Source organism: Rhizobium grahamii, assembly GCF_009498215.1.
GTDB lineage: Bacteria > Pseudomonadota > Alphaproteobacteria > Rhizobiales > Rhizobiaceae > Rhizobium > Rhizobium grahamii_A.
Genome location: NZ_CP043498.1, coordinates 3,211,572 through 3,238,571, shown reverse-complemented (window position 1 = coordinate 3,238,571; position 27,000 = coordinate 3,211,572). Strand labels below are relative to the sequence as shown.

The window sequence follows — 27,000 nt, the reverse complement described above, 5'->3', positions numbered from 1 at the left end:
AACTGGATAGAAAAATGAACCTCCTGAAAACCATCGCCGCTGCAGCCCTGATTCAGGCCGCTGCGCTCCTTCCCGCCGTTGCCGGCGAAAACCTCGACGCCGTTAAATCTGCCGGTGTGTTCAAGATCGGCACCGAGGGCACCTATGCCCCATTCACCTATCATGACGACAGCGGCAAGCTTGTCGGCTTCGACGTCGAGATCGGCGAAGCGGTTGCTGCGAAGCTCGGCGTCAAGGCTGAGTTCGTTGAAGGCAAATGGGACGGTCTGATCGCCGGCCTCGATGCCAAGCGTTACGACACCGTGATCAATCAGGTCGGCATCACCGACGCGCGCAAGCAGAAGTACGATTTCTCCGAGCCCTACATTGCCTCTAAGGCTGTGCTCATCGTTCGCGATGGCGACGACAGCATCAAGGGCTTTGCTGATCTGAAGGGCAAGAAGTCGGCACAGTCGCTGACCAGCAACTTCGGCAAGCTTGCCGAACAGTCCGGAGCCGAACTGGTGGGGACCGACGGTTTTGACCAGTCGATCCAGCTGGTTCTGACCAAGCGCGCAGACGCCACCATCAATGACAGCCTGTCCTTCCTCGACTTCAAGAAACACAAGCCCGATGCTCCGGTAAAGATCGCCGCCCAGCAGGAAAATGCCGACTACTCCGGCATCATCATCCGCAAGGGCGAGCCGGAACTGCTTGACGCCATCAACAAGGCACTGGCCGACATCAAGGCCGATGGCACCTACAAGAAGATCTCCGACAAGTACTTCGGCCAGGACGTCTCGAAGTAAGTCGCTGCGACAGGCAGTCTTGCTGCCGCCGCCACATCCTTTATATGTGCGTGAAAAGCGTCCAGCGAAACCTCGCTGGACGCATCTTGTTTGAGGATTGACCTTTGCCTCACTGGCTTCAACTGATGGCGGAGTCGCTTGGCCCGCTCCTCTGGGCCGGCCTGATCTTCACGATCCCGCTGACGCTCCTGTCCTTTACGTTCGGTCTGATCCTTGGCCTGATCACGGCGATCGCGAGGCTCTTCGGCGCAGCACCTCTCGCTGCCATCGCCCGCTTCTATGTCTGGGTCATCAGAGGCACGCCGCTTCTCGTACAGCTGTTCGTGATCTTCTACGGCTTGCCAAGCGTCGGCATCCTGCTCGATGCCTTCCCGGCGGCCCTGATCGGCTTCACCCTCAATATTGGCGCCTACAGCTCCGAGATCATCCGGGCCGTCATTTCCTCGGTGCCCAAGGGGCAATGGGAAGCAGCCTATTCGATCGGCATGAGCTGGCGTCAGGCAATGACCCGCACGATCCTGCCGCAGGCCGGGCGCGTCGCCGTGCCTCCGCTTTCCAATACCTTCATCTCGCTCGTAAAGGACACGTCGCTTGCAGCCGCCATTACGGTGCCCGAACTGTTCCAGGCAGCGCAGCGGATCGTTGCAACCACTTACGAGCCGCTTATTCTCTATATCGAGGCAGCTTTCATATACCTTGCCCTGAGCTCGGTTCTGTCCGCGCTGCAGGTCCGCCTCGAGCGTCGGTTCGCGCGCTATGGCGGCATGCTGGAGGCAAACGCATGATCGAGCTTTCTCACATCGAAAAGCGCTTCGGCGATGCCGTTATCCTGAAGGATATCAGCATTCGTATTCCTGAGGGCAATGTCACGGCGCTGGTCGGCCCCTCCGGCGGCGGCAAGAGCACGTTGCTCCGTTGTATCAATCTGCTGGAGATTCCGACCGCAGGCACGATCCGCCTCGGCGATGAGACCCTGAGCTTTGCGCCGGGCCAGAAGAACGGCTGGCAAGCGATCCAGAAGATCCGTCGGCAGACCGGCATGGTGTTCCAGAACTTTCAGCTGTTTCCGCACCAGACCGCTATCGAGAATGTGATGGAGGGCCTGATCACTGTTCTGAAGTGGCCGAAGGACAGGGCCCGCGAACGGGCGATGGAATTGTTGACGAAGGTCGGCATGGCGCACAAGGCCGACGCCTGGCCTTCGACACTGTCGGGTGGTCAGCAGCAGCGCGTGGCGATCGCCCGTGCGCTTGCTCCATCGCCGCGTGTTCTTCTCTGCGACGAGCCGACGTCGGCGCTCGACCCCGAACTCTCGGCTGAAGTTGTCGACGTCCTCGGCCGCCTCGCCCGCGAGGGTACGACCATGGTGATGGCAACGCACGACCTGCGCCTTGCATCGAAGATCGCCAATGACGTGGTTTTCCTCGAAGCCGGCAGCGTCGTCGAGACAGGCAGCGCACGCAACATCTTCACCGCGCCGGAGCGCGAGCGCACCAAGCGCTTCATCTCAACGATAAACGCCGCCCACACCTACGATATCTAGGCACGAGCGGCGTTCGAATTCGGTACCGTTCAGGAGTGACAGGTTGCATCCGTCGAGACGCGACTTGTCTTTCTGCTGATTAGTTCTTTGCGCGTTCGACGTAGGAATTGTCTTCCGTCGCGATTACGACGCGGGTGCCGGCATCGATGTGCGGCGGGACCGAGGTGCGTACGCCGTTCGACAGCATGGCCGGCTTGTAGGAAGACGATGCCGTCTGGCCCTTGACGACCGGCTCGGTCTCGGTGATCTCGAGCGTCACGTGGCGCGGCAGCTGCAGGGCAAGCGCTACACCTTCGTGCATCGACAGGATGCAAACCATGCCTTCCTGCAGGTAGGCCTTCTGGTCACCCATGGTTTCGACGTCGACGACGACTTGGTCGTAGCTTTCCGGGTTCATGAAGTGGAAGCCTTCGCCGTCCTCATAGAGGAACTGGTGGTTGACGTCTTCCACGAAGGCGCGCTCGACCTGCTCGGTCGTGCGCCAGCGCTCGGACACCTTCACGCCATCGACGATGCGGCGCATGTCGACCTGGGTGACCGGCGTGCCCTTGCCCGGGTGGAAGTTGTTGGCCGTCAGAACGACGTAAAGCTTGCCGTCAACATCGAGGACGTTGCCCTTGCGAACAGAAGAGGCGATGATCTTGACCATAAGAGTTCCTTGTAACTCGGCTTTTGGCGTCGTAGAGGACTGTCGAAATGGCCCCGGAGACGCAATCAGGTATTCTTTGGGGCGCAACTAACCTAAAATCCGGCAAATTGCCAGCCCTGGATTGGCTGATCGGTCAGGACTTGTTCGAATGAAAGCTTCGATCACCAATATCTCCCCCTGGTGGACGCCCAGCGTTCATGCGGACCGTCGTCCGTTCCTGATGGGCCGGAACGCTGTCCAGCTGGCTGTGCGTGGTTATTTCCTGAGCGAGGACTTCGTCGAGGTCGACACGGCGGCGCTGCAGGTTTCTCCCGGAAATGAAGCGCATCTCCATGCTTTTGCCACCGAAGCGCTGACGACCGACGGGCAGGCCATGCCTCTCTATCTTCACACTTCGCCCGAGTTCGCATGCAAGAAGCTGCTGGCCGCCGGCGAGCAGCGGATTGCGTGTTTTGCGCATGTATACCGCAACCGTGAGCGCGGGCCGCTTCATCACCCCGAATTCACGATGCTCGAGTGGTATCGAACGGGCGAGAGCTATGAGAGCTTGATGCGCGATTGCTCCAGCCTTGTCGCTCTTGCGGCGGAAACGACGAAGAATCCGAAGTTCGTCTATCGCGGCAAGGAGTGTGATCCCTTTGCCGAAGCAGAGAGGCTCAGCGTTGCCGCGGCATTCGACCGTTTTGCCGGCATCGACCTGCTGGCATCGATTTCGTCTGATGGTTCGACCGATGTCGAGCGTCTGGCATCCGACGCAAGGAGCAATGGGATTCGCGTTGCCGATGACGACGGCTGGGCTGATGTCTTCAGCCGCGTTTTGGTCGAACGCGTGGAGCCGCATCTTGGCGTCGGGCAAATGACGATCCTCGACGAGTATCCCGTTTCGGAAGCGGCGCTTGCGAGGCCTTCCGCGCGTGATCCGCGCGTCGCCGAGCGGTTCGAGGCTTATATTTGCGGCGTCGAGCTCGCTAACGGCTTCGGGGAACTGACCAACGCTGTGGAACAGCGCCGGCGCTTCGAGATAGAAATGGCGGAAAAGTCGCGGATCTACGGCGAAACCTATCCAATCGACGACGATTTTCTGGATGCGCTAGCGATCATGCCTGATGCGAGCGGTATTGCGCTCGGTTTCGATCGCCTGGCGATGCTCGCTACCGGTGCGTCGCGGATCGACCAAGTGCTGTGGGCGCCTGTCGCGGAGTATGGGCAATGAATGTCGTGAGGCCGTTCAAGTCTCTCAGCGACCTTTCCGAAGCCGGTCTGCTTCAGGGGCGGGACAAGGCCGAGCTTGAGAAGGTTTCGGCGCGCTACGCGATTGCGGTCACGCCTACCATTGCGGGGCTGATCGATCCGACCGATCCAGTCGATCCCATCGCGCTTCAGTTCGTGCCTGATACCGCGGAACTTCACGTTACGCCCGAAGAGCGAGCGGATCCGATCGGAGATCATGCCCATAGCCCGGTCGAAGGGATCGTGCATCGATACCCGGACCGCGTGCTTCTCAAGGCCGTGCACGTTTGCCCGGTTTACTGCCGCTTCTGCTTCCGGCGGGAAATGGTCGGTCCTCAAGGGCTTGGGACGCTCGACGCGGCGGCGATGACGGCTGCGTTCGACTACATCCGGTCACATGACGAGATATGGGAGGTCATTCTGACTGGCGGCGATCCGTTGGTGCTGTCGCCTCGTCGCCTGGCTGATATCATGGGTGAGCTCGCATCCATCAGTCACGTCAAGATCATCAGGTTTCACACGCGTGTCCCAGTCGTCGATCCGCAAAAGATCGACGCGGCACTGATCGACGCACTGAAACGCAGCGGCAAGACGGTTTATGTCGCTCTGCATGCCAATCATCCGCGCGAAATGACAGACGAGGCGCGAGCCGCGTGCGGTCGCCTTGTCGACGCGGGTATCGCCATGGTTAGCCAGTCCGTGCTGCTGAAGGGCGTCAACGACGATCCGGCGGTGCTCGCGTCGTTGATGAGAGCCTTTGTCGAGACGCGCGTGAAGCCATACTATCTCCACCATCCCGACCTTGCGCCGGGCACCAGTCACTTCCGCCTGACGATCGAGGAAGGGCAGAAGATCGTCGCCGCATTGAGAGGTCGGATCTCCGGACTCTGCCAGCCGACCTATATTCTCGATATTCCCGGCGGTTATGGGAAAGCAGCCATCGGAGCACAACCTATCCGGCATATGGAGGATGGATGCTATATCGTGTCCGACTTCCAGGGGCGTGAGCATACCTATCCGCCTACCTGATAGTTCAGCCACGCGAAAGACGTACTGAATCAGGACGATTTGTCGCGCGCATCCGGCGTCGCCGCTGTTGCGACCTCCAAGTTAAGTTTTTGGTATATTTCAATTTTCTGGCGCGCTTACGCCTGCTTCTTGGTTTTTAATGACCGGGGTTATTTTCCTTTAACTACGTCATTTAGGGGAATCTTGGCTTTTCGCGAATAGAGCTAGTGTTATTGAGGCGTTAGTTGCCCCCTCGGGATATGATGATCTTGGAGATATTACGAATGAATACGACAATCCGCGAACTTCTGGTCAAGTTCGGTAAGCTTCCTGTCGCCGTTGACCAAGTGGCCGATGAAGCGGATCTCTACGCAGCGGGTCTTACTTCCTTTGCTTCCGTACAGCTGATGCTCGGCATCGAGGAAGCGTTCGACATCGAATTCCCGGATAACCTTTTGAACCGAAAGTCTTTCGCCAGCATTTCGGCGATTGCCAAGACGATCGAAGTCATCAAAGACAGCCGGAAAGTTGCTTAAATGAACATGCCGGTCAAAATCACGGAAGAAGATCTGAGTGTCAGGGTTTCCCGGGTTGCGGCAATCGCTGCCAAGCACGCGGACTCCGTTGATTTTGAAGCCAGGTTCCCGAGCGAAGCTGTTGAGGCAATGAAGGCCGAACGGCTGCTCGGCATCCAGATCCCCAGCCAGTTCGGTGGGGAAGGCGCAACCATCGCACAGATCGCCGAGCTCTGCTCGATGCTGGGTCAGGCCTGTTCGGCCGCGGCGATGGTGTTCGCGATGCACCACATCAAGCTCTGCAGCCTTGTCGAGCACGGCGACAGCAGTGAATGGCACCGTTCCTTCATGCGCCGTGTGGCCGCCGAGCAGATGCTCGTCGCATCCGCGACCACTGAAGGTGGTATCGGCGGCAATCTTCGAAACAGTATTTGCGCCATTTCTATCGAGGGTAAGACCTGCCGTCTCGAGAAGGATGCAACAGTCATTTCCTACGGCTCACATGCCGACGCGATCATGATCACGTCTCGCGCCCATGCGGATGCCGCGTCTTCGGATCAGGTTCTGACCGTCTTCCTGCGCGATCAGTACACGCTCGAAAAGACTCATGTGTGGAACACGCTCGGTATGCGCGGAACCTGTTCCGACGGCTTCCTTTTCAAGGGTGAGGCGCCGGCCGACCAGATCTTGCCGAAGCCGTTTGCGGAAATCGCGGCGCAATCGATGCTCGCCTCCTCACATCTCCTCTGGAGCAGCGTCTGGTACGGCATCGCGGTTGATGCGGTTGCTCGCGCGCAGGCATTCGTTCGTGCCGCTGCGCGCAAGTCGCCAGGTTCGCCGCCGCCGGGTGCGCTGCGCCTTGCCGAGGTTTCCAATCTTCTGCAGATGGTTCGATCCAACGTGGTCGCCGGGCTGAAGGCATATGAAGATGCCAAGAGCGATGGCGACAAGCTCTCGTCGATGGGTTTTGCGGTGACGATGAACAACGTCAAGATCGCGTCGTCTGAGACCATTCTCGAGATCATCAACCACGTGATGCTGATCTGCGGCATCATGGGCTACAAGAATGGCACGCCTTTCAGCGTGGGCCGTCATCTGCGCGATGCCCATTCCGCGCAACTTATGATTTCCAACGACCGCATACTCGGAAACACATCGAGCATGCTCCTGGTCCACAAGCAGGACACAAGTCTACTGGGGTGATGACATGGATGCACAAGTGACGTTTCTCGATCGGCTCTTCGAATCGGGACTTCTCATCGATACCGGGGTCGATGGCCTCTATGGCCGTAGCGGGCAGTTCGAAGACGTCATCGCCGCCTTCGAACGTTTGATCGATAAGTTTGGTGGCGCCGATGGTGCCGAAGCCATGCGTTTCCCGCCCGGCATGAACCGCGCATTCTTCGAGAAGAGCGGTTACATGAAGAGCTTTCCGCAGCTTGCGGGCACTGTCCACAGCTTCTGCGGCAATGAGCTCGATCACGTCAATCTTCTTCAATGCATGGAAGTGGGTGAAGACTGGACGGCGGAGCAGAAGGCTACCGACATCGTTCTGACGCCTGCCGCCTGCTATCCGCTGTATCCGACCGTTGCCAAGCGCGGCCGTCTGCCGGCTTCGGGTGGCTTGTTCGACCTGCAGTCCTACTGCTTCCGCCATGAGCCGTCGCAGGATCCTGCGCGCCAGCAGCTCTTCCGGATGCGCGAGTACGTGTGCATGGGAACCGAGCAGCATGTGACCGATTTCCGCCAGCGGTGGATGGACCGTGGCGTCGAAATGATGAGCGCTGTGGGGCTCGATGTTACAATCGACGTCGCAAACGATCCGTTCTTCGGCCGCGCCGGCAAGATGCTTGCCAACAACCAGCGCGACCAGAATCTCAAGTTCGAGCTGTTGATCCCGATCACTTCGGTCAGCAAGCCCACCGCCTGCATGAGCTTCAACTACCATCAGGATGCCTTCGGCACGAAGTGGGGTCTCAACCTCGAAGATGGCAGTGTCGCGCATACGGCATGCGTCGGCTTCGGGCTCGAGCGGATCGCTCTTGCGCTTTTCCATCACCACGGACTCGACGTTAAGGAGTGGCCTGCGAAGGTGCGCCAAGCGCTGTGGGGCTGAGCGTATCCATGACGGCTGTGTTCCCGGGGATTCGCCCCGAGGGCTACGAGCCACATGCCTTGCATTCAAGTGAGCGCATGTGGCCTGAAACCAACTGCTATGTCGACCTCTGGATCGAGGTGCTGAGTGCCTTCGGTGTTTCGCCGCTGGCCATGCTTGGCTTCACGCTGACGCAGGATTTCGAAGGCGACCAGTTCACTTTCTTCAAGGTGCCTCTCGAAGACCTGGAGGCGCTTTACGATATCCGCGTGACTGAGCTCGCGATTTTCGATGAGGTGCATCGGCACGTCGAGACGCAGATCGCGCGTGGCCGGCTTTGCCTGATCGAGATGGACTCCTTCTACATGCCGGATACGCTGGGCACGGCCTATAAGACCGAGCACGGCAAGACGACGGTTGCGATCAACCGTCTCGATTTTACTGGCAAGTGGATTGAGTATTTCCACAACGGTGGCTATCACGCGCTGCAGGGCGACGATTTCGACGGCCTTTTCCAGTTTCATCTGTCGGAAACAGATCCGCCGTTCCTTCCCTATACCGAGTTCGCCAAATTCCCGGAGAGAGCGAAGTCGAACGCAGATGTTCTCGACGTGGCAAGACGCCTGCTCGACGTCCATTTCAAGCGCCGTCCGCCGTCAAACCCGATCCGCGCTTTTGCAAGCGTCTTTCCGCAGCAGGTGGAGGCAGTTGCCGAGCGTCCGTTCGGCTTCTTCCACAAGTATGCCTTCAATACCTTGCGGCAGTTTGGCGCCAATTTCGAACTTGCCGCGGATCACCTGCTTTGGCTTTCAGGAGATGAGTTCTCTGAGGCTGCAGATCACGCCCGCCGGATCTCCGAGGTCGCAAAGTCCGTCCAGTTTCAGCTCGCGCGCGCTGTGACCCGCAAGAAGTTCGAGCCTTTGGCAACTGTACTTGATCCTGCCGCAGATGCATGGGATTCCATGATGGCTTCGCTTGCGGAGCGTCTGTGAAGCCGAGGGCCTGACAATGCGGGGGAGACTGGCGAGTATTGGAGCGGAAACGACTCCGCTCAGCGAAGGCTGGAATCTGGTGCTGACGGAGCCAGGCGCTTGCGCCTCTCCGCACGAGTTGCCGCTATCCGCAGACGTCATTCCTGCCGAAGTTCCTGGTACCGTTGCCGCTGCCCTGGAAAGAGCTGGCCTCTTCGACCGCGAGAACCCGCGGCCGCTCGACACGCAGGATGCTTGGTATGTCTGCCGCCTGTTCGACGCTCCGCCTGGTGATGCCATTCTTCGGTTCGAGGGTCTTGCGACGCTCTGCCATGTCTTTCTGAACGGCCAGGAAATCCTTGCCTCCGAAAGCATGTTTACCATGCATGAGGTCCCGGTCACGCTCTCGGGCGGTGACGAGCTGGCCATGTGTTTTCGCGCGTTGGCACCGCGATTGTCCGAGAATGGCCCGCGTGCGCGCTGGCGGCCGCAGATGATTACGCCGCAAGGTCTGAAGAACGTCCGGACAACGCTGCTCGGCCGGATGCCCGGATGGTGTCCGGAAATTCATGCTGTCGGGCCCTGGCGCGCGGTGACGCTCGTCCGGCGCGATGTGGTTTCCATCGACAATGTTTCGGTGCGAGCGACACTTGAAGAGGATGGAACCGGCAAGCTCAGCGTTTCGCTCCATGCCGATGTCGACAATCCGAGTCTGATGCTGCGATGTGCCGGTCGCGAGCAGCCGTTCGAGAAGGTGGGAGAGAAGCATTACTCCGCTATTCTCCGGTTGCCCGATGTCGAGGCCTGGTGGCCTCACACGCATGGCGAACCGCATCTCCATGCGTTTTCAATTGTCGTCGATGGTGTCGAGATCGATGCCGGAAGAACCGGCTTTCGGCAGATCGAGGTCGACCACGGCGAGGACGGCAAGAGTTTCGGATTGCGGCTGAACGGAGAGCCGGTTTTCTGCAGGGGTGCAGTCTGGACGACCGCCGACATCGTGCGGCTGCCGAGCGAGCGGGGTGACTACGAACCGTTCCTTCGTCTCGCCGCCGAGGCGGGGATGAACATGATCCGGGTCGGCGGGACCATGGCGTACGAAACGCCCGAGTTCTATGCCCTGTGTGACGAGTTGGGCCTGCTCGTCTGGCAGGACTTCATGTTTGCCAACTTCGACTATCCGAAGAACGACAAGGCTTTCATGGCTCATGTGCATGCCGAGGTGGAAGAATTTCTGCACGGCGTCCAAGGGTCTCCGTCGATAGCGGTGCTTTGCGGCGGCAGCGAGATCTATCAGCAGGCGGCAATGCTCGGGCTTCCTGCCGAGTTCTGGAGCAATCCGATCACCGAGGAAGTCATTCCGGCAATCGCATCGCGGTTGCGGCCCGATGTGCCTTACGTTCCGAACTCACCTTTCGGTGGGGCGATGCCGTTTTCACCGAATTCGGCGGTGACGCATTACTATGGTGTCGGCGCCTACATGCGCCCGTTCGCGGATGCGCGTCGCGCCGATGTGCGCTTTGCTGCGGAAAGCCTCGCCTTTGCGCATGTCCCGCAGCAGAAGACGTTGCAGCGATATCTCGATGTGCCGCCGGTCCACAGCCCCCTCTGGAAGGCGCGCGTACCCCGCGATCGCGGCGCCTCGTGGGATTTCGAGGACGTCAGGGATTTCTACCTCGGCGAACTTTACGACGTTGATCCGGCTGCCCTGCGTCGCGAAGACAAGGGTCGCTATCTTGATCTCTCCCGAGCGGTCACCGGCGAGGTGCTCGAAGAGACTTTCGCGGAGTGGCGCAGGAGCGGCTCGCGGTGCAATGGTGCGCTGGTCTGGACGCTTCAGGACCTGCTTCCAGGCCCCGGCTGGGGGGTGATCGATTCGACCGGAGAGCCGAAGCCGATCTGGTACGCGATGCGACGCGCATTCCGGCCCGTGCAGGTGGTGTTGACGGACGAGGGAACCAACGGGCTCGACGTTCACGTCATCAACGAGACCAATCATATCCTGAAGCTTGATCTTGAGATCGTTTGCTTTCGTCGCGGCAAGCAGCACGTCGTCAGTGGCGGACGTATACTGACGCTGGAGCCGAGAAGCCGCGAAACCTTTGCGGCTACAGACCTTTTCGGTGCGTTTTTCGATACGACCTACGCGTTTCGCTTTGGGCCGCCATCACATGACGTCGTCGTCGCGCGGCTGCGCTTGCCGGATGGCGGGCTGGTTGTCGCGGATGCGTTCTATTTCCCGATCGGGCGCGCCAAGGCATGCCATGATGTCGATATCAGCGTCGCTCTCACACGCGACGACAAGCGCTGGTTCGCCGATCTGACGACGGATTGCCTTGCGCAATCGGTCCATCTGACCGCCGACGGCTTCAGGGCAAGCGACGACTGGTTTCATCTCGCTCCGGGAGCGCCGAAGCGTGTCGAGCTTTTACCCTTGCCGGGAAAAAGCGAGGAAGATGCCCCATCCGGCGAAGTCGCAAGCATCGGCTGTGCCCGATCCTTTGCGTTCTAGGCAGCGCGGTCTGGAAAAATCGACCGGCTTTGCAAACCAATTTTGAAAGACTTTCACATTAGCATGGCCGGCATCAGACGGCTTGAACGGGATTGACATGTCGAAGGGAATTATTGCGAATTCGGTGATGAACGGCGCTGCAGGCATGCTGCTGCTGCTGACCGGGTTCCTTTCGTCCATCATTACCGCCCGTCTTCTGGGACCGGAAGCAAACGGCATCATCGCCTTCTCGCTCTGGCTCGTCGTTACAGGCGCCTCGATTGCTGAACTGGGGTCGAGCATTACGCTTGGGAAGACCCTGCCGCAGCTGCAGGCCGAAGGGTTCGATGCACGTCGCAGGCTTGGGTTTGCATCGCTGCTCGTCACTGTGATGCTGTGCTCGACGGTTGTTCTGGTTGGCCTTTACGCCCTGTTCTTCCTGACTTCGGAGGAAATGCACTGGGCAAAGACGGCGCCCTCGATTGCCTATGTGACCGCCGCGCTCTTCTTCGTTCAGTCGATCGGGTCGTTCGTCAAATTCTACCTCATCAGTGAGCGCAGGCTCGGGGATTTCTTCAAGCTCGCGATCGGCGTCTGCGTGCTGCAGCTTGTCGGCGTTGGCGCAGGAGCGATCTTCTACGGTGTCGAGGGCGTGCTTGTCGGCTATCTGCTCGGACAGCTTGTGTTCTTCGTCGCGACTCTGCCCATCCTATTCACCAAGCGGGATCGATGCGGCGTGCCGCTGAAGTATCTGGCAACCTCGTCCGTCATGATCGCGGCGCAGTTCCTGATCGACTCGATCTTCCTGAACAGGGTCGAAATTCTCTTCCTGCAGCAGTTCTGGTCGGTCGAGATGGTCGGCTTCTATGCGGTGGGTCTGTCGATCGCCAATATCGCGCTGCAGCTGCCCATCCAAATGACCGGCAGCCTCTTGCCCTATTATTCCGAGCGGCGGCACACGAGCGACGACCGCGCCTTGCCGGTCGAGGTTTTCGCCGCCGTTACGCGCAGCATGGCCTACATCATTCTGCCGATGAGTTTTGGGCTTGCGGCGATCTCGAGTGAGCTCGTGCGGGTGATTTTCGGCGAAGCCTTCGACAGAAGCGGCACCGTCGTCGCGCTGCTCGCGCTTGCCGCACCCTCCTACACATTCATGCAGACCCTGAGCCTCTATCTTCTTTCGATGGACAGGGTGCGCGATCGTGTTCGCGTCAGCGTTGTTGCCGCCGCGATCATGACGATCGGATGTCTGATGGTCGTGCCATACTTCGCTGCCGAGGGTGCTGCAGTCGTCAGAATCGCTGTGTTCACGATCATGTGCGTGATCATGGTTCGCCAGACTGGGTTCGGGAATCAGCTTTCAGGTCTATATGTAAGCCTATTGAAGACGATGACGTCGGCGGCCATTTGCGCTTGTATTGCCGTCGTTGTTTTACACTTCCTAAACGGTTCTGTTGGACTTTTGATCGCGATAACGGCCGGGGGCTCGGTTATATTGTCGCATTGAAGATCCTGAACGTAATTCCGTCCGAGGATGCCGAGGTTATGCTTTCAATCGTGGAGAAAATGCCCAGCTCGCTCAAGGGGCGTGCCAGGAAGGCCGTGGAGTTCATCGCTCCCGTTAATCGCGACAGAGCCGAAGAGACGGCTCCAGCCGATGTGAAGTCGGATGACGATCTCTATGCGGGAACCGCGGATGGCGCCGGCAGGGAAGCAGCGATTCCGTTTGCGTTCGACCAGACCGTCGCGCTTTACAAGCCGGAGACAACAGGCGTCAAAAAGCGCTCGACCGCGGTGCTTTTTGTCAACCCTTGGGGTTTCGAGGAAATGTGTACCCGGCGCTTCTTCCGCGTTGCCGCCGAGCATTTCGCCGACGTTGGCGTGCCGAGCCTCCGGTTCGATTACCCGGGCACCGGTGATGCGCTCGATCTCGGTGCTGCGCCCGCGAGTCTCGCCGTGTGGGAGGATTCGATCCGCGCACACGCTTCGAAGCTCAAGGAACTCAGCGGGTGCGATCGCATCGTATTCGTGGCCCAGGGCCTCGGCGCCACGCTGGCACAACGGATCGGCCACACGATCGAAGGCCTGGATGCCGTTGTCATGCTTGGCCCGGTTCTCAACGGGCGCTCCTACCTGCGCGAGCTCAGCGCATGGTCGAAGTTTATCAATCATCACCTCGGCCTGACCGAAGACGATCTTCCGAAGGACCAGCATATCATTGCCGGTCTCGTGCTGCCTGACGGCATCGCGGCCGAGTTGTCGAAGCTGAAGATCGGGACGCCGGAACGGATTGCCGCGCCTCGCTATCTTATCCTGGAACGTCCCGCGCGTGCCGATGAAACGGCTTTCGCCGACGGCCTCAGCGCTCTCGGTGCTGCCGTCGAGCAGCGGTCATTCGATGGCTATGATGATCTCGTAACCGATCCGCTATTCGCCAAGGTTCCGCTCGGTACGGTGCATATGCTTGCCGAATGGATGGATACGCACACGTCGCTCGACAACAGCGATGCGCGGTCCGTACAGGCCGTCGATGCCGGAGTGCTCAAAGGAAACGGCTTCGAAGAGGTGCCGGTACGCTTCGGTGAGTTCAATCACCTCGTCGGTGTGATCTGCCGTCCTGTCGGACCCGCAAGCGGAAACGCCGTGCTGTTTCTCTCGACCGCCTATGACCGTCATTGCGGTTGGGGGCGTACGATCGTCGATATGGCCCGCAATCTCGCATTGGAAGGAGTTGCCTCGCTGCGGTTCGATTCGGCGAATGCCGGCGATAGCCCGCCGCGGCCCGATGCACCGGCTCAGATCCTCTATTCGGCCACGCAGAACGAGGACGCACGCGCTGCAGTCGATCTGCTGGAGACCGTCGTGCCGGGCCCGCTGATGGTGGCAGGGCGTTGCAGCGGCGGATACCTGGCGATCCGGGCGGCTGTCGCGGATGACCGGCTGAAAGCAGCGGTGTCGATCAATCCGTTCGTGTTCTATTGGGATCCGAATCTCGCCGTCGAGAAGAGGCACGTGGTTTCCGTTCCACGCAGCTTCGAGGATTACGGCGAGCGCCTGGCGAGCATGGATACGTTCAAGCGCCTGATCCGTGGCGATGTCGACATCAAGGCGGCCGTCAAGAACGTGGTCATTGCCTTCGCGCGACGCATGTCGGTACGCATTGCTCCATTGATCGAATATCTGCCGGGTCGTCGCCACACTGCTGTCGAGGTCAAGCGGTCGTTCTCGATCTTCGGCAAGCGGAAGGTGCCGCTAACGCTGATCTACAGCGAAGGCGATGTCGGTCTCGAGCATATGTACTTCCATTTTGGCCCGGGTGGCCGGAAGTTCGCGCGCCATCCGAATGTCCGGCTGGTGATGCTTGCTGATGCCGATCACAATCTTACGCCGCCGGAATCACGACGGACCGTGTTCCAGGAAATCGTTCGGCTGGCAAAGGGGTAAAGCCGGCTCAGCCGGCGATCAGTTGCTCGTAGACCGAGATGTATCGGTCTGCGACGACGTCCCAGGAATAATCACCTGCTTCTTTCAGCAGTTGCGCCCGAATTGCGGGTGCATTTGCATGAAGACGTTCGAAGGCTGCATCCAGCGCGTCTGCCGCCGTCGCCGCATCGGAGAAGTCCGTCACCGAAATCTGTTCGTGGCGATCCGCGAGTGTCTTGTAGGCTTCGTTGGCATTCAGCACGGGCAGGAGGCCTGCACTCATCGCCTCCAGCGCTACGAGACCGAATCCTTCATAAGCCGACGCCGACGCGAAAATCGAGGCGCCCGAGATAATCTGGCGAATGGCGTCATTCTCGGGCGAAACGTGGATCGTGATTGCCGTTTCGATGCCGAGTTTCTTGGCCTGATCGACAAGCTCGTTTCGGCTCAGATCATACTCCACCCCGACGATATCGAGATGCCAGTCTTCCGATCGGGTCCTCAAGGCGGCAAGCGTCGTGAGCAGATTATCCAGCCGCTTGTTCGCAGAGAAACGGCCGATGGTGACGATCCGGCGTCGCGGGATGCGGGAAGCCCTATCGGCAAACTTGCCGATATCGGCACCGTTCTCGATGACAATGGTGCGGCTCGGCGCAATCTTCGAGAACTGCCGGAGATCGGACATGCTGCAGCCGATCACCTTGTCGTAGGCCATGGCTGACAGGCGGGTGATGGTTTGAAACCAAACCTTCTTCAGGGATGCATAGTTCGGGGTGTGGAAGAAACCGCCATGCGTCGTGACGACCATCGGCTTCCGATGCAGCGGCCGCCCCCAGGCGAGCGCGTCATAAAAAAAATCGATCGCGTGGACGTGGATGAGATCAGCGTCCGAGAGGTGGCGGAAGACCTGCGGCGCGATCGGATATCGCGTGCTGCCCGACCACGGGATACGGACGACCTCCGTGCCGTTTATGAACTCATGAGCCGGCAATTTGGAATCGGGCGTCGTGAACAGCGAGTCCAAGGTAACGACCCGGACGCGGTAACCGCGCTTGAGCGTGTGCTTTGCAAGGTTTGAGACAACGTCCTCCAGGCCGCCGCGGTTCGGCAGGAACTGGCGGATGACGTGGACAATCAGCGGCGCGGAAGCGACTGATGGCTCTGCGTCTTTGACGTAGGTTTCGACGGCGGACATGGCTCACCCCTTTGGCCGCAGATGGCCAAGAGTTACAATCCAGCCAACAGAACTACGCGCGTCGTTAAGGTGGCGTTTAAACGCCGTCCTTGCTGATTTTAGTCGTCGGCAAAGTTAACCGATCATGATCCGCAATCAGAATGCCTTGAAGGTCAGCGTCGTCAGCGAGCGGACAATGCCCGGGATATTGGCAATGTTGTCGTTAATGAATTTTCCGATGTCCTGCCCGTCCTGAATGTAGACTTTCAGGAGAAGGTCATAGTCGCCGCTCGTGGAATAAAGCTCCGACACCAGTTCAGTCTGGTAGATGGCGTCGGCAACTTCATAGGTCTTGCCGGGAGCGCACTGGAGCTGGACGAAAATCGGCTTCATGGGGAGTTCCTGCGTAGAATTCAGTTCGGGCCGCATAATGGTCGAAATGACCTTGTGGACGCAAGCTGTTATGCGGAGGCTTCCTTTACGATCCAGTCGCGAAAGGCCGCCAGGGGTGCATAATCCGCACGCTCAGGAGGATAGGCGAGATAATATCGCTCGCTGCTCTCCGTTTCGCGATCGACGGCGGCGACGAGATCGCCCCGCTTGCGTTCTTCCTCGATCAGGAAAGTCGGCAGCAGCGCAACCCCAAGACCAGCGATGGCAGCCTGGGCAGCGGTCGCGAACTGATCGAACAGCATGCCGTGAACATTCTGGAACGGCACGCCATTATCGCCGAACCACTGCTCCCAGGCATCCGGCCGCGTCGTCAGATGCAGCAGCGGCAGGTCGAGCAGATCTTCCGCGCTGCTGATCGAGTGGAGATCGCGGAAGGCCGGGCTGCAGGCGGGTACGGTTCTCTCGGACATCAGAAACGTCAGCTCGGCTCCCGGCCAATGGGCATGACCGAAGTGGATGGCGGCATCGATCGAATCGAGCCGGAAGTCGAACGAGGAGAGCCGCGTGACGAGGTTGATCGTCACGCCGGGATTGGTTGCCAGAAAACGGCCGAGACGGGGCGCCAGCCAGCGTGTTCCGAACGTTGGTAGAATGGCGAGGTTGAGTGTGCCTCCGTGCGGATTGGCGCGCAGGTTCAGCGAGGCGTTGGAAATACGACGCAATGCCTCGCGGATTTCGCGAGCATAGCTGTCACCGGCCAGCGTCAATCGCACCGTCTGGCGCTCACGAATAAAGAGTTCGACGCCGAGTTGCTCTTCCAGAGCCCTGATCTGCCTGCTGACTGCACTCTGCGTCAGGTCCAGTTCGCGTGCGGCGGCGGTGACGCTGCCGGTTCTCGCCACCGACTCGAAGGCGCTGAGCAGTGATGTGGAAGGTAAAAAACGCCGTGAAGGCAGCATGGGTCATTCCATTTGAGAATGAGCTATTTCCTAAATGTCGATATTTCTAGGTTATGCGTGCTTGTAAAGGACTCTATCGATCAAATTCGGAATGAACGCGGAGTTCACCATGCAGGCAGGTTTCGTTTCCACAGATCGCATTCGCTCTCTCTTCACGGAGGCGATGTCGCAGATGTACCGGGCTGAGGTGCCTCAGTACGGAACGTTGCTGGAGTTGGTCGCCGAGGTGAATGCCGAAGTGCTCGCTACGAATGCCGATCTTCGGGAGCGCCTGACCCGCGCGGGGGAACTGGAGCGTATCGACGTGGAGCGCCACGGTGCGATCCGCCTCGGCACTGCGGAAGAACTTCACACGATTCGCCGACTCTTTGCAGTCATGGGCATGCAGTCCGTTGGCTATTATGATCTTTCGGTTGCCGGGGTTCCGGTTCATTCCACCTGTTTCCGCCCGATCGACGATCAATCGCTAAGCATCAACCCGTTCCGGGTATTCACATCCCTGCTGCGTCTCGAGCTGATCGAGGATGAAGGACTGCGTGCCGAAGCTGCGGAGATTCTCGCGAAACGCCGCATCTACACCGATCGCGCGATCGAGCTGATCGAGCGGCATGAACGTGCGGGCGGGCTGACCGAGGCGGAGGCCAAGGAATTCGTTGCCGAAGCGCTCGAAACGTTTCGCTGGCATGGCGAAGCGACCGTCAGTGCCGAGACCTACAAACGCCTGCACGACGCGCATCGCCTGATTGCAGATGTCGTCAGCTTCAAGGGGCCACATATCAACCATCTGACGCCGCGAACGCTTGATATCGATGCCGTTCAGCAGCGGATGCCCCAGCGTGGAATTACGCCGAAGGCCGTCATCGAAGGGCCGCCGCGGCGGGAATGCGACATCCTGCTGCGCCAGACGAGCTTCAAGGCGCTGGAGGAATCGATCCTGTTTGCCGGCGCTGACGGAGCGACCGAAGGAACCCACACGGCACGCTTCGGGGAAATCGAGCAGCGCGGCGTTGCGCTGACGGCGAAGGGCAGGGCGCTCTACGATCGGCTGCTGGCGTCCGTTCGCGGCGAGGTGCAGGTTGGCGCTGCCGGTGCGAAGGCTAGAGATTATGACGCCGAGCTCTCCGAGCGCTTCCAGGAGCTGCCGGACGACTGGAGCGATCTTCGGAAGCAGGAACTGGCGTTCTTCCATTACTCCGCGACACCCGCGGGTATCGCGGCTGCGGTCACCGGACAGCTGCCGTCGAATGCCGAGGAGCTGATCGCGAAGGGATATCTGACGTTCGATCCGATCGTCTATGAAGACTTCCTGCCTGTTAGCGCTGCCGGCATCTTTCAATCGAATCTCGGCACCGATCAACAGCAGAACTATGCGACCCGATCAAACCGCGCGGCATTCGAAGAAGCCCTTGGCGCTGAAGTCACGGACGAGCTCGATCTTTATGCGGAACGGCAGGCCCGCTCGCTCGAAACCGCCATCGACTTGCTCGGGCTTGCGGCGCTACAGTTGAGGCCGGTCGCCTGACTGTTTCCTGAGTAATCCACCGGCGCTACAATGCCGCCAATCTCGTTTCATGGACAAGCTTGATGCTGAATGATCCGCGCTCCCACGGGCTTTGGGAAAAGACCGCTCCACCGGCTCCCGTGACCTCATTCTTCGACGGGAGCGTTTCCGCCGACGTCGTCGTCATCGGTGGAGGCTATACCGGCCTTTCGGCGAGCCTGCATCTGGCGGAAGCCGGCGCGAAGGTCGTCTTGCTGGAGGCCAAGGAAGTGGGCTTTGGCGGTGCCGGCCGAAATGTCGGGCTCATCAATGCCGGGATGTGGGTCATGCCAAATGATCTGCCCGGCGTGCTCGGCCCCGTCTATGGCGAGCGCCTGCTCGACCTCCTCGGCAACGCGCCCAAACTGGTGATGGAGCTGATTGAAAAGCACTCTATCGCTTGCGAACTCGAGCGCAATGGCACCCTTCATGTCGCCGTCGGGCCGGATGGCCTGAAGGAGGTTCAGGACCGCCACAGCCAGTGGGCAGCGCGCGGCGCTGCCGTCACGCTACTTGATGCGGCAGAGACGGCGAGACGCGTCGGCAGCGATGCTTACACCGGTGCGCTCCTCGACATGCGTGCCGGGACATTGCAGCCGCTGGCCTATGCGCGCGGCCTCGCTCATGCGGTTGTTGCCGCTGGCGTTCGTCTCCACACGTCCAGCCCAGTCGTTGCCGCCGAGAAGAACGGCGGCCGCTGGACGGTTCGCACCGATAAGGGTGATGTGACCGCCGATTGGGTCGTGGTTTCGACCGACGCTTACAGCATCGGGCCGTGGCAGCAGGTTCGCAATGAACAGGTGCACTTGCCCTACTTCAATTTTGCGACGACGCCGTTGAGCGACAATCTGCGCAAGTCGATCCTCGCCGGCGGCGAGGGCGTATGGGATACGAAGGAAATCCTGTCGTCCTATCGTATGGACAAGGCAGGACGGCTTGTATTCGGCAGCGTTGGCGCGCTGCGCAACACCGGGCTTTCCGTGCACAAGGCGTGGGCCAAGCGCTCGCTGCGCAAGCTGTTTCCTCAGATCGGCGACGTCGAGTTCGAATGCGAGTGGTACGGTAAGATCGGGATGACCGACAATGCGCTGCCGCGATTCCACAAGTTCGCGCCGAACGTCGTCGGTTTTTCCGGGTACAATGGTCGCGGTATTGCGCCGGGCACGGTTTTCGGGCGCACGCTTGCGCAGCATATCCTCGGTCATCTCAGTGAGGCCGATCTGCCCCTGCCGCTGACGGCGCCGATCGAGCCGCGCTTCCGCGCGGTCAAAGAATTATGGTACGAGGCTGGCGCGCAGGTCGCCCACTTCGCCGATGCACGCCTTTAAAAATATGAGGTTGGAACACGACATGACTATCAACGCTATCGATCTCGCCACTGAGACAAAGACACTGCTTTCCGAACTTGGCGTCCAGACGGACCGCTTTACAGGCGGCACACTTCGCGTCACTTCGCCCGTCACAGGCAAGGAAATCGGCGCGCTGAAGGAGCATTCGGCTGCTGACGCGAAGGCTGCAGTCGCAGAAGCGCACAAGGCGTTCCTCGCGTGGCGTTCCGTTCCCGCGCCGAAGCGCGGCGAACTGGTTCGCCTGCTTGGTGAAGAATTGCGCGCGGCGAAGACTGCCCTTGGCCGCCTGGTTTCCATCGAAGTCGGAAAGATCACCTCCGAGGGCCTGGGCGAAGTCCAGGAAATGATCGATATCTGCGATTTCGCCGTCGGCCTGTCGCGGCAGCTGTACGGCTTGACGATCGCGACCGAGCGTTCCGAGCATCGCATGATGGAAAGCTGGCATCCGCTTGGTGTCGTCGGCATCATCTCGGCGTTCAACTTCCCCGTTGCGGTCTGGTCCTGGAACGCGGCGCTTGCGCTGGTCTGCGGCAATTCCATCATCTGGAAGCCTTCCGAGAAGACGCCGTTGACGGCGCTGGCGACCCAGGCACTCTTCGAAAAGGCGCTGAAGCGCTTTGTCGCCGAAGGCGGCCAAGCGCCGGCCAATCTTGCCGCATTGCTGATCGGTGGGCGCGAACTCGGCGAGGTTCTCGTCGATAATCCGAAGGTACCGCTGATTTCGGCGACGGGCTCGACGGCCATGGGCCGTGCGGTCGCCCCGCGGCTTTCTCAGCGTTTTGCGCGCGCCATTCTGGAACTCGGCGGCAACAATGCGGCGATCATCTGCCCGACCGCCGACCTCGACCTGACGCTGCGCGGCGTCGCTTTCTCGGCCATGGGCACGGCTGGTCAGCGCTGCACGACCTTGCGCCGTTTGTTTGTCCATGAAAGCGTGTACGACAAGCTCGTCCCGCGCCTGCAGAAGGCCTACGGCTCGGTCTCAATCGGCAATCCGCTCGAAAGCGGCACGCTGGTCGGTCCGCTGATCGACAAGCAGGCCTTCGACAAGATGCAGTCGGCGCTGGCCGAAGCGAAGGCTGCCGGCGGCACGGTCACCGGTGGTGATCGCGTCGAAAACGATGCCTCCGAGGCTTACTACGTTCGCCCCGCTCTCGTCGAAATGCCGTCGCAGTCGGGCCCGGTTGAGCACGAGACCTTCGCGCCGATCCTTTACGTGATGAAGTACAGCGATTTCGATGAAGCGCTCGAACTGCACAATGCGGTTCCGCAGGGCCTGTCCTCGTCCATCTTCACAAACGACATGCGCGAGGCAGAGGCCTTCGTTTCGGCGCGCGGTTCCGATTGCGGCATCGCCAACGTCAACCTCGGTCCTTCCGGCGCTGAAATCGGCGGTGCGTTCGGCGGTGAAAAGGAAACCGGTGGCGGTCGCGAGTCCGGATCCGATGCGTGGAAAAGCTATATGCGTCGCGCGACGAACACGATCAACTACGGCAAGACCCTGCCGCTTGCCCAGGGCGTCAAGTTCGACGTCGAGTGATCGCTGCTACTCTGCATGAGACGGCGACGGCGCAATCGTGCCGTCGTCTTTTTTGTTTCCGGTCTAGAAGCGTTCTAAAATTGATCAAATATCTCAAGTATTTGTGATCAGGCATCCCGTGCTGAAACTTGAAATGCTAATTCAAGAAAAATATACGAGCTTCACCGCGTCCGGGGACGTGGAGTGAACCAGCATGGAGGGTATCATGGACTTTTCCTTTAACCGTCTTTCGGGTGCAATTGCTGTCGCAACGGCTTTGTTTGCCGCTACTGCTCTGACCAGCGGCGTTGCACGGGCAGACGATTCCGAAGGTATCGTGGTCTACAATGCGCAGCATGAAAGCCTTGGCCGCGAATGGGTCGATGCCTTCACGAAGGAGACCGGTATCAAGGTGACGATGCGTCAGGGCAGCGACATGCAGTTCGCCAACCAGATCATCCAGGAAGGCGATGCCTCTCCCGCAGACGTTTTCCTCACCGAGAACTCGCCGGCGATGACGCTGGTGGACAGCGCCGGCCTGTTTGCCCCCGTTGACAAGAACACGCTGGCTCAGGTGCCGGAAGAGTATCGCCCTTCGGACGGCATGTGGACCGGCATTGCCGCTCGTTCGACCGTCTTTGCCTACGACAAGACCAAGCTGACTGAAGACAAGCTGCCGAAGTCGCTGCTCGATCTGGCTGATCCGGCTTGGAAGGGCCGCTGGGGTGCATCTCCGGCTGGCGCCGATTTCCAGGCGATCGTCAGCGCTCTGCTCGAGTTGAAGGGCGAGGAAGCAACAGCCGCCTGGCTGAAGGCGCTCAAGGAAAACGCAACACCCTACAAGGGTAACAGCGTTGCCATGAAGGCGGTCAACGCGGGCGAAGTCGAAGGCGCCGTCATCTATCACTACTACTGGTTCGGCGATCAGGCGAAGACGGGCGAGAACAGCAAGAACGTCGCGCTGCACTACTTCAAGAACCAGGACCCGGGCGCATTCGTCAGCATTTCCGGCGGTGGCATTCTAAAGTCGAGCCAGCACATGAAAGAGGCGCAGGCGTTCCTCAAGTACGTGACCAGCAAGGCGGGCCAGGAGATTCTGAAGACGGGCACGTCCTATGAATACGCTATCGGCAAGGACGCGGCTTCGAACGACAAGCTGGTTCCGCTCAAGGATCTGAACGCACCCAAGGTTGATGCTGCGAAGCTCAACAGCAAGAAGGTCACCGAACTGATGACGGCTGCCGGCCTCATCTAGGCTCTTCTGCCTCGATCTCTGAAGCCAAAACTGTTGCTTTTGGCTCAAGAAAACCTTACGGCATGCGCAGTGGCAACCGCTTTTCCATAAGCGGTTGCCTTCCTTTTTCAGCGTTTGAAGGCGGTTGCCTTGCTGCAAGACAATAGAGTGCTCGCTCCTGGCCATGATGCGCCAAAGGTGCGGCCAGTTAAGGGATTGGACCGGCTGCGTTTCCGCATGCCGCATGTTTCCGTGGTCCTTGTCGCTTCCTTTGTTGCGCTGCTCAGCCTCGTTCCGCTCGGCTTCATCGCCTGGATTACCATCGATGTCGGCTGGCAGACGGTGCGCGAACTGGTGTTTCGTCCCCGCGTCGGCGAGTTGCTGGTCAATACGGTTTTCCTGGAAGCCCTCACTGTGCCGCTCTCGATCGCACTGGCCGTCACGTTGGCCTGGCTTACGGAGCGCACCGATATACCTTTCGCGCGCCTGTGGTCCTGGCTTGCGGTTGCTCCCCTCGCCGTGCCGGCTTTCGTACACAGCTACGCCTGGGTCAGTCTCGTTCCGGGCATGCGCGGCCTGACGAGCGGCGTCTTCGTTTCGGTGCTTGCCTATTATCCGTTTCTCTATCTACCCGTTGCAGCAGCCCTGCGGCGGCTCGACCCGGCGATCGAGGATGCGGCCGCTTCCCTAGGTCTCAACTCCTGGGTGTCTTTTTCCGGACGATACTGCCGCAATTGCGGCTGGCGATCTGCGGCGGCTCGTTGCTGATCGCGCTGCACCTGTTGTCGGAATACGGGCTCTACGTGATGATCCGCTTCGACACCTTTGCCACCGCGATCGTCGATCAGTTTCAGTCGGCCTATAATAGTCCTGCGGCGAACATGCTCGGTGGCGTGCTGGTCGCCTGCTGCCTGCTCCTGCTTTCCCTCGAGGTGCTGATCCGGGGTAACGAGCGCTATGCGCGTGTCGGTTCGGGTGCCGCGAGACCGGCCGACCGGCGCCGGTTAGGCTGGTGGGTGGTGCCTGCGATTGCGCTACCGCTGCTTTTGGCTCTTCTGACGCTCGGCGTTCCCCTCGTGACGCTGGCGCGCTGGCTCTATCTCGGCGGGCTCGGCATCTGGCGTCTGGATACGGTCGGTAATGCCTTCGGACAGACGATCATTCTTGCCGTCGTCGGTGGTATCCTGGCGACGATCGCGGCAGCGCCGATGGCATGGCTTTCGGTCCGTGCACCGGGGCGTCTCCAGCGCATTCTCGAAGCCTGCCACTACTACGTGGGTTCGCTACCGGGTGTCGTCGTGGCGCTTGCCCTCGTGACGATCACCGTTCGGCTTGTCCTGCCACTCTATCAGACATTCGCGACGCTGCTGCTTGCCTACGTTCTCCTCTTCCTTCCCCGCGCAATGGTCGGCCTGCGGGCAAGCATTGCGCAAGCGCCGGTGGAGCTTGAACGGGCGGCGATGGGGCTTGGCCGAACGCCCTCCCAGGCCGTTCGGCAGATCACGATGCGGCTTGCCGCACCCGGTGCCGCGGCGAGTATCGCCCTGGTCGCGCTTGGCATAACCAACGAACTCACGGCAACGCTGATGTTGGCGCCGAACGGCGTCGAGACGCTGGCGACGAAGTTCTGGTCGCTCACCAGCGAGATCGACTATGTGTCGGCCGCGCCTTATGCGTTCATGATGGTCGTTCTGTCATTGCCGCTAACCCTTCTTCTTCATGCTCAATCGAAACGGACTGCCGGACAATGACGCTGCTTACCATCAACGGCATCAGCAAGCGCTACAGCCGTGTTCAGGCGTTGGACAATATTTCGCTCGATATCGAGGCTGGCGGGCGGACGGCGATCGTCGGTCCATCGGGCTCGGGCAAGACCACGCTTCTGCGGATCATCGCCGGCTTCGAGCAGCCCGACACCGGACGTGTAACGCTTGAAGGCGATCTCCTTGCCGATGGCCAGGCTACCGTTCCCGCGCACAAGCGCGGCATTGGGATCGTATCGCAGGAAGGCGCGCTCTTTCCGCATCTGAACGTTGCCGAGAACATCGGTTTTGGCATCGCGCGCGGCGCAGCTGGCCGCGACGCGCGGATCGCCGAATTGCTCGATATGGTCGAACTCGACCGCAACATGCTGACACGCCGGCCGCATCAATTGTCAGGCGGGCAACAGCAGCGTGTGGCTCTTGCGCGCGCGCTTGGCCGCCAGCCGCGGCTGATGCTGCTCGACGAACCGTTCTCGGCTCTCGATACCGGCTTGCGCGAAAACATGCGCAAGGCGGTCGCACGCGTACTGCAGGCTGCCGGGATCACCACGATCCTCGTCACGCACGACCAGGCGGAAGCACTGTCGTTCGCCAACCAGGTTGCGGTGCTGCGTGAAGGACGGCTTGTCCAGTCCGGCTCGCCGCAGTCGCTCTACAGGCAGCCGCGCGATCGTGAAACCGCTCTTTTCCTTGGCGATGCGGTGATCCTGCCGGCGATCGTCAGGGACGGTCTGGCGGATTGCGCGCTCGGTCGGGTCGCTGTCGACGGCAGTCACGCCGGCAAGGTGGAGATCATGCTGCGGCCGGAGCAGATCCGCGTCGTGACGGATGAGAGCAATTCGAACTACGGCGGTCGTGTCGTGGAAGTCGAATTCGGCGGTGCCACATGCACAGTGTCGGTTTCGCTTGAGGGCGTTGCACTCCCGCCGATCCTGATCAAGACCTCCAGCGTGGCATTGCCGGCGCGCGGCGATCGCGTTCGTCTCGACATCGCCGGCAAGGCGCATGTCTTTATGGGCCGGTCGTCAGGCTGATCTTTGTTCGGCCTGTCTTACGCTTTCGTCCAGCCAACCTCCGGTAAAGCCAGCCAGTTCCAGGCCTCGCCGGATTACTGGCGATCGGCGCATCAAGTCCCAGATGAAGTCGGAACGATCGTTCTCGATCGACATCACGAGAAGTCCCTGGTCGATGGCGACACAACGGTCATCGACCCAGCCCTCCGGCCGTTTCGTCTTCACGGTCGGATTGAACCCGCCGGGAAAGCGGTCCTCGTAAAGCAGGTTGGGATAGGTCGAAAGCAATGCACGCACGCCGTCGATCGATGCCTGACGATCATAAGGTAGCGATGCCAGTGCTGCCCACGGCGCGATGGTGCCATCATCCGGACCAAGCGGCGCACCGCGGGCGGCATAGCCGAGAACGCGTGGGTGCCGACCGCCGCGCATATTGCGCGTCGGCGGCGGACCATCGGACGCCGAGAGCCCCCAGACGTCCCTGTTGTAACCTACGAAATGGCCGGGATTGCGCTCGGCATAGTCACGCTGCACGGCGATCGATATCTGGGTGTTGCGGAAATAATCGAGATTCCGCTCGCGCATGGGCTTGTCCTGGATATCTCGGAAATCGATCCAGGCATGCGAGAAGAAGTGGATGAACAGCGGGCCGGCGTAGAGATAGGGCTGCTCGCCGAACAGCATCCAGGAATAGCTCGAGATAAAGGCATCGTAGCTGGACGGCTGGACCGGGTGCGTCGGTGAGGCTAGCGCCAATGTGTAGAGCAGGACGGCTTCATCATAGCCCTGCCAGCGCCAACGCAGAAATCCACTGCCCGGCTTCCAGCCCATGCAGATGGTCTCGCCCTTGTTCAGCGCCCAATGCCAGTCGATCCGTTCATAGACAAGCGTTGTCAGCCGTCTGATGTCAGCCTCGGTCTCATCGGGACCGTCGAAATAGCTTGCCGCCGTCAGCATGCCGGCCACGAGCAACGTCGTATCGATGGTCGAAAGCTCGCTGTTCCAGGCACGATGGCCAGTATCCATGTGCAGGAAATGGTAGAAAAAGCCCTTGTAGCCGATCGCGTGCCGTTCCCGGCCTTGATGTCCCTCGGCGAAGAAACAAAGCGTCTTTTTCGTCCGCCGAGCCGCCTCGGTTCGCTCCATCCATCCGCGCTCGACGGCCACGGTGTAGGAGGACAGTGCAAAGCCGACCGCCGCAATGCTGCAGGGCACGCCGGCAACGGACGTATCGGCGACAAGTCCGTTCTCCGGATTGTCGTGTTTCAGGAAATAGCTGAACGCGGCTTTCTGCAACCTGTCGATCAGTGCGCTATCCGCCTCGTCGGTCCGTTGTAGCATGC

General features: G+C 60.1%; 20 protein-coding genes and 2 pseudogenes. 17 read left to right on the top strand and 5 right to left on the bottom strand.

The genetic code is table 11. The annotated features are described in order from the left end of the window. The first annotated feature begins 14 nt into the window (after positions 1 to 14). From FZ934_RS15625 to FZ934_RS15615, 3 genes are all read left to right on the top strand, one after another. On the top strand, positions 15 to 788 hold the full coding sequence (locus tag FZ934_RS15625; RefSeq protein ID WP_153271815.1) for an amino acid ABC transporter substrate-binding protein: 774 nt from the start codon (positions 15 to 17) through the stop codon (positions 786 to 788). Between the two features lie 104 nt (positions 789 to 892). Beyond that, positions 893 to 1,573, top strand: coding sequence for an amino acid ABC transporter permease (locus tag FZ934_RS15620; RefSeq protein WP_153271814.1), 681 nt, complete (start codon positions 893 to 895; stop codon positions 1,571 to 1,573). After that, a complete protein-coding gene (locus FZ934_RS15615) occupies positions 1,570 to 2,331 on the top strand; it encodes an amino acid ABC transporter ATP-binding protein (RefSeq protein WP_153271813.1) in 762 nt (253 codons plus the stop codon). Before FZ934_RS15620 ends, FZ934_RS15615 begins: the two co-directional genes overlap by 4 nt. Before the next feature lie 79 nt (positions 2,332 to 2,410). Here FZ934_RS15615 and efp read toward each other — a convergent pair whose 3' ends face one another. Next, a complete protein-coding gene (efp, locus tag FZ934_RS15610; protein ID WP_153271812.1) occupies positions 2,411 to 2,980 on the bottom strand; it encodes an elongation factor P in 570 nt (189 codons plus the stop codon). A gap of 148 nt (positions 2,981 to 3,128) precedes the next feature. Between efp and epmA the strand changes: the two genes are divergently transcribed. The 8 genes and pseudogenes from epmA (at position 3,129) to FZ934_RS15570 (ending at position 14,734) form a co-directional block, all read left to right on the top strand. Beyond that, positions 3,129 to 4,193 (top strand): EF-P lysine aminoacylase EpmA, encoded by a 1,065-nt coding sequence (gene epmA, locus FZ934_RS15605; RefSeq protein ID WP_153271811.1) that lies wholly within the window; start codon positions 3,129 to 3,131, stop codon positions 4,191 to 4,193. Beyond that, the gene (locus FZ934_RS15600; protein ID WP_153271810.1) at positions 4,190 to 5,239 is read left to right on the top strand and encodes a lysine-2,3-aminomutase-like protein; all 1,050 of its coding nucleotides are present in this window, start codon (positions 4,190 to 4,192) and stop codon (positions 5,237 to 5,239) included. The genes epmA and FZ934_RS15600 overlap by 4 nt, the downstream gene beginning before the upstream one ends. A gap of 263 nt (positions 5,240 to 5,502) precedes the next feature. Further along, positions 5,503 to 5,754 (top strand): acyl carrier protein, encoded by a 252-nt coding sequence (locus FZ934_RS15595; RefSeq protein ID WP_113360094.1) that lies wholly within the window; start codon positions 5,503 to 5,505, stop codon positions 5,752 to 5,754. Further along, the gene (locus FZ934_RS15590) at positions 5,755 to 6,936 is read left to right on the top strand and encodes an acyl-CoA dehydrogenase family protein (protein ID WP_153271809.1); all 1,182 of its coding nucleotides are present in this window, start codon (positions 5,755 to 5,757) and stop codon (positions 6,934 to 6,936) included. Positions 6,937 to 6,940: 4 nt separating this feature from the next. Next, the gene (locus FZ934_RS15585; protein WP_153271808.1) at positions 6,941 to 7,849 is read left to right on the top strand and encodes an amino acid--[acyl-carrier-protein] ligase; all 909 of its coding nucleotides are present in this window, start codon (positions 6,941 to 6,943) and stop codon (positions 7,847 to 7,849) included. After that, a complete protein-coding gene (locus tag FZ934_RS15580) occupies positions 7,840 to 8,820 on the top strand; it encodes a DUF1839 family protein (RefSeq protein WP_153271807.1) in 981 nt (326 codons plus the stop codon). The genes FZ934_RS15585 and FZ934_RS15580 overlap by 10 nt, the downstream gene beginning before the upstream one ends. 16 nt (positions 8,821 to 8,836) lie before the next feature. Further along, positions 8,837 to 11,311 carry a glycoside hydrolase family 2 protein gene (locus FZ934_RS15575; protein ID WP_153271806.1) on the top strand — a complete coding sequence of 825 codons (2,475 nt, stop codon included), beginning with the start codon at positions 8,837 to 8,839 and terminating at the stop codon, positions 11,309 to 11,311. 97 nt (positions 11,312 to 11,408) lie between these two features. Then, positions 11,409 to 14,734 (top strand): annotated as a pseudogene (locus tag FZ934_RS15570) (oligosaccharide flippase family protein). A 7-nt stretch (positions 14,735 to 14,741) separates the two neighbouring features. Here FZ934_RS15570 and FZ934_RS15565 read toward each other — a convergent pair. The 3 genes from FZ934_RS15565 to FZ934_RS15555 form a co-directional block, all read right to left on the bottom strand. After that, positions 14,742 to 15,908 carry a glycosyltransferase family 4 protein gene (locus FZ934_RS15565; RefSeq protein WP_153271805.1) on the bottom strand — a complete coding sequence of 389 codons (1,167 nt, stop codon included), beginning with the start codon at positions 15,906 to 15,908 and terminating at the stop codon, positions 14,742 to 14,744. 135 nt (positions 15,909 to 16,043) lie between these two features. Continuing rightward, the gene (locus tag FZ934_RS15560; protein WP_113360113.1) at positions 16,044 to 16,280 is read right to left on the bottom strand and encodes an Lrp/AsnC ligand binding domain-containing protein; all 237 of its coding nucleotides are present in this window, start codon (positions 16,278 to 16,280) and stop codon (positions 16,044 to 16,046) included. Positions 16,281 to 16,348: 68 nt separating this feature from the next. After that, positions 16,349 to 17,239, bottom strand: a complete 891-nt coding sequence (locus FZ934_RS15555; RefSeq protein ID WP_113360115.1) for a LysR family transcriptional regulator — start codon at positions 17,237 to 17,239, stop codon at positions 16,349 to 16,351. Between the two features lie 109 nt (positions 17,240 to 17,348). Here FZ934_RS15555 and hglS point away from each other — a divergent pair, with 109 nt between their 5' ends. From hglS to FZ934_RS15525, 6 genes and pseudogenes are all read left to right on the top strand, one after another. Then, positions 17,349 to 18,761: a 2-oxoadipate dioxygenase/decarboxylase HglS gene (gene hglS / locus FZ934_RS15550; protein WP_153271804.1), complete on the top strand. Its 1,413-nt coding sequence runs from the start codon at positions 17,349 to 17,351 to the stop codon at positions 18,759 to 18,761. 62 nt (positions 18,762 to 18,823) lie between these two features. Continuing rightward, the gene (locus tag FZ934_RS15545) at positions 18,824 to 20,107 is read left to right on the top strand and encodes an NAD(P)/FAD-dependent oxidoreductase (RefSeq protein ID WP_153271803.1); all 1,284 of its coding nucleotides are present in this window, start codon (positions 18,824 to 18,826) and stop codon (positions 20,105 to 20,107) included. Between the two features lie 22 nt (positions 20,108 to 20,129). Continuing rightward, the gene (amaB, locus tag FZ934_RS15540; protein ID WP_153271802.1) at positions 20,130 to 21,668 is read left to right on the top strand and encodes an L-piperidine-6-carboxylate dehydrogenase; all 1,539 of its coding nucleotides are present in this window, start codon (positions 20,130 to 20,132) and stop codon (positions 21,666 to 21,668) included. 205 nt (positions 21,669 to 21,873) lie between these two features. Then, positions 21,874 to 22,902, top strand: a complete 1,029-nt coding sequence (locus FZ934_RS15535) for an iron ABC transporter substrate-binding protein (protein ID WP_153271801.1) — start codon at positions 21,874 to 21,876, stop codon at positions 22,900 to 22,902. Between the two features lie 129 nt (positions 22,903 to 23,031). Continuing rightward, positions 23,032 to 24,632, top strand: a pseudogene (locus FZ934_RS15530) (ABC transporter permease). Further along, positions 24,629 to 25,678, top strand: a complete 1,050-nt coding sequence (locus FZ934_RS15525) for an ABC transporter ATP-binding protein (RefSeq protein WP_153271800.1) — start codon at positions 24,629 to 24,631, stop codon at positions 25,676 to 25,678. The pseudogene FZ934_RS15530 and the gene FZ934_RS15525 overlap by 4 nt, the downstream one beginning before the upstream one ends. Here FZ934_RS15525 and FZ934_RS15520 read toward each other — a convergent pair. Next, on the bottom strand, positions 25,670 to 26,998 hold the full coding sequence (locus tag FZ934_RS15520; protein ID WP_153271799.1) for a glucoamylase family protein: 1,329 nt from the start codon (positions 26,996 to 26,998) through the stop codon (positions 25,670 to 25,672). The two genes, FZ934_RS15525 and FZ934_RS15520, sit on opposite strands and share 9 nt — an antisense overlap. Between the last annotated feature and the right edge of the window lie 2 nt (positions 26,999 to 27,000).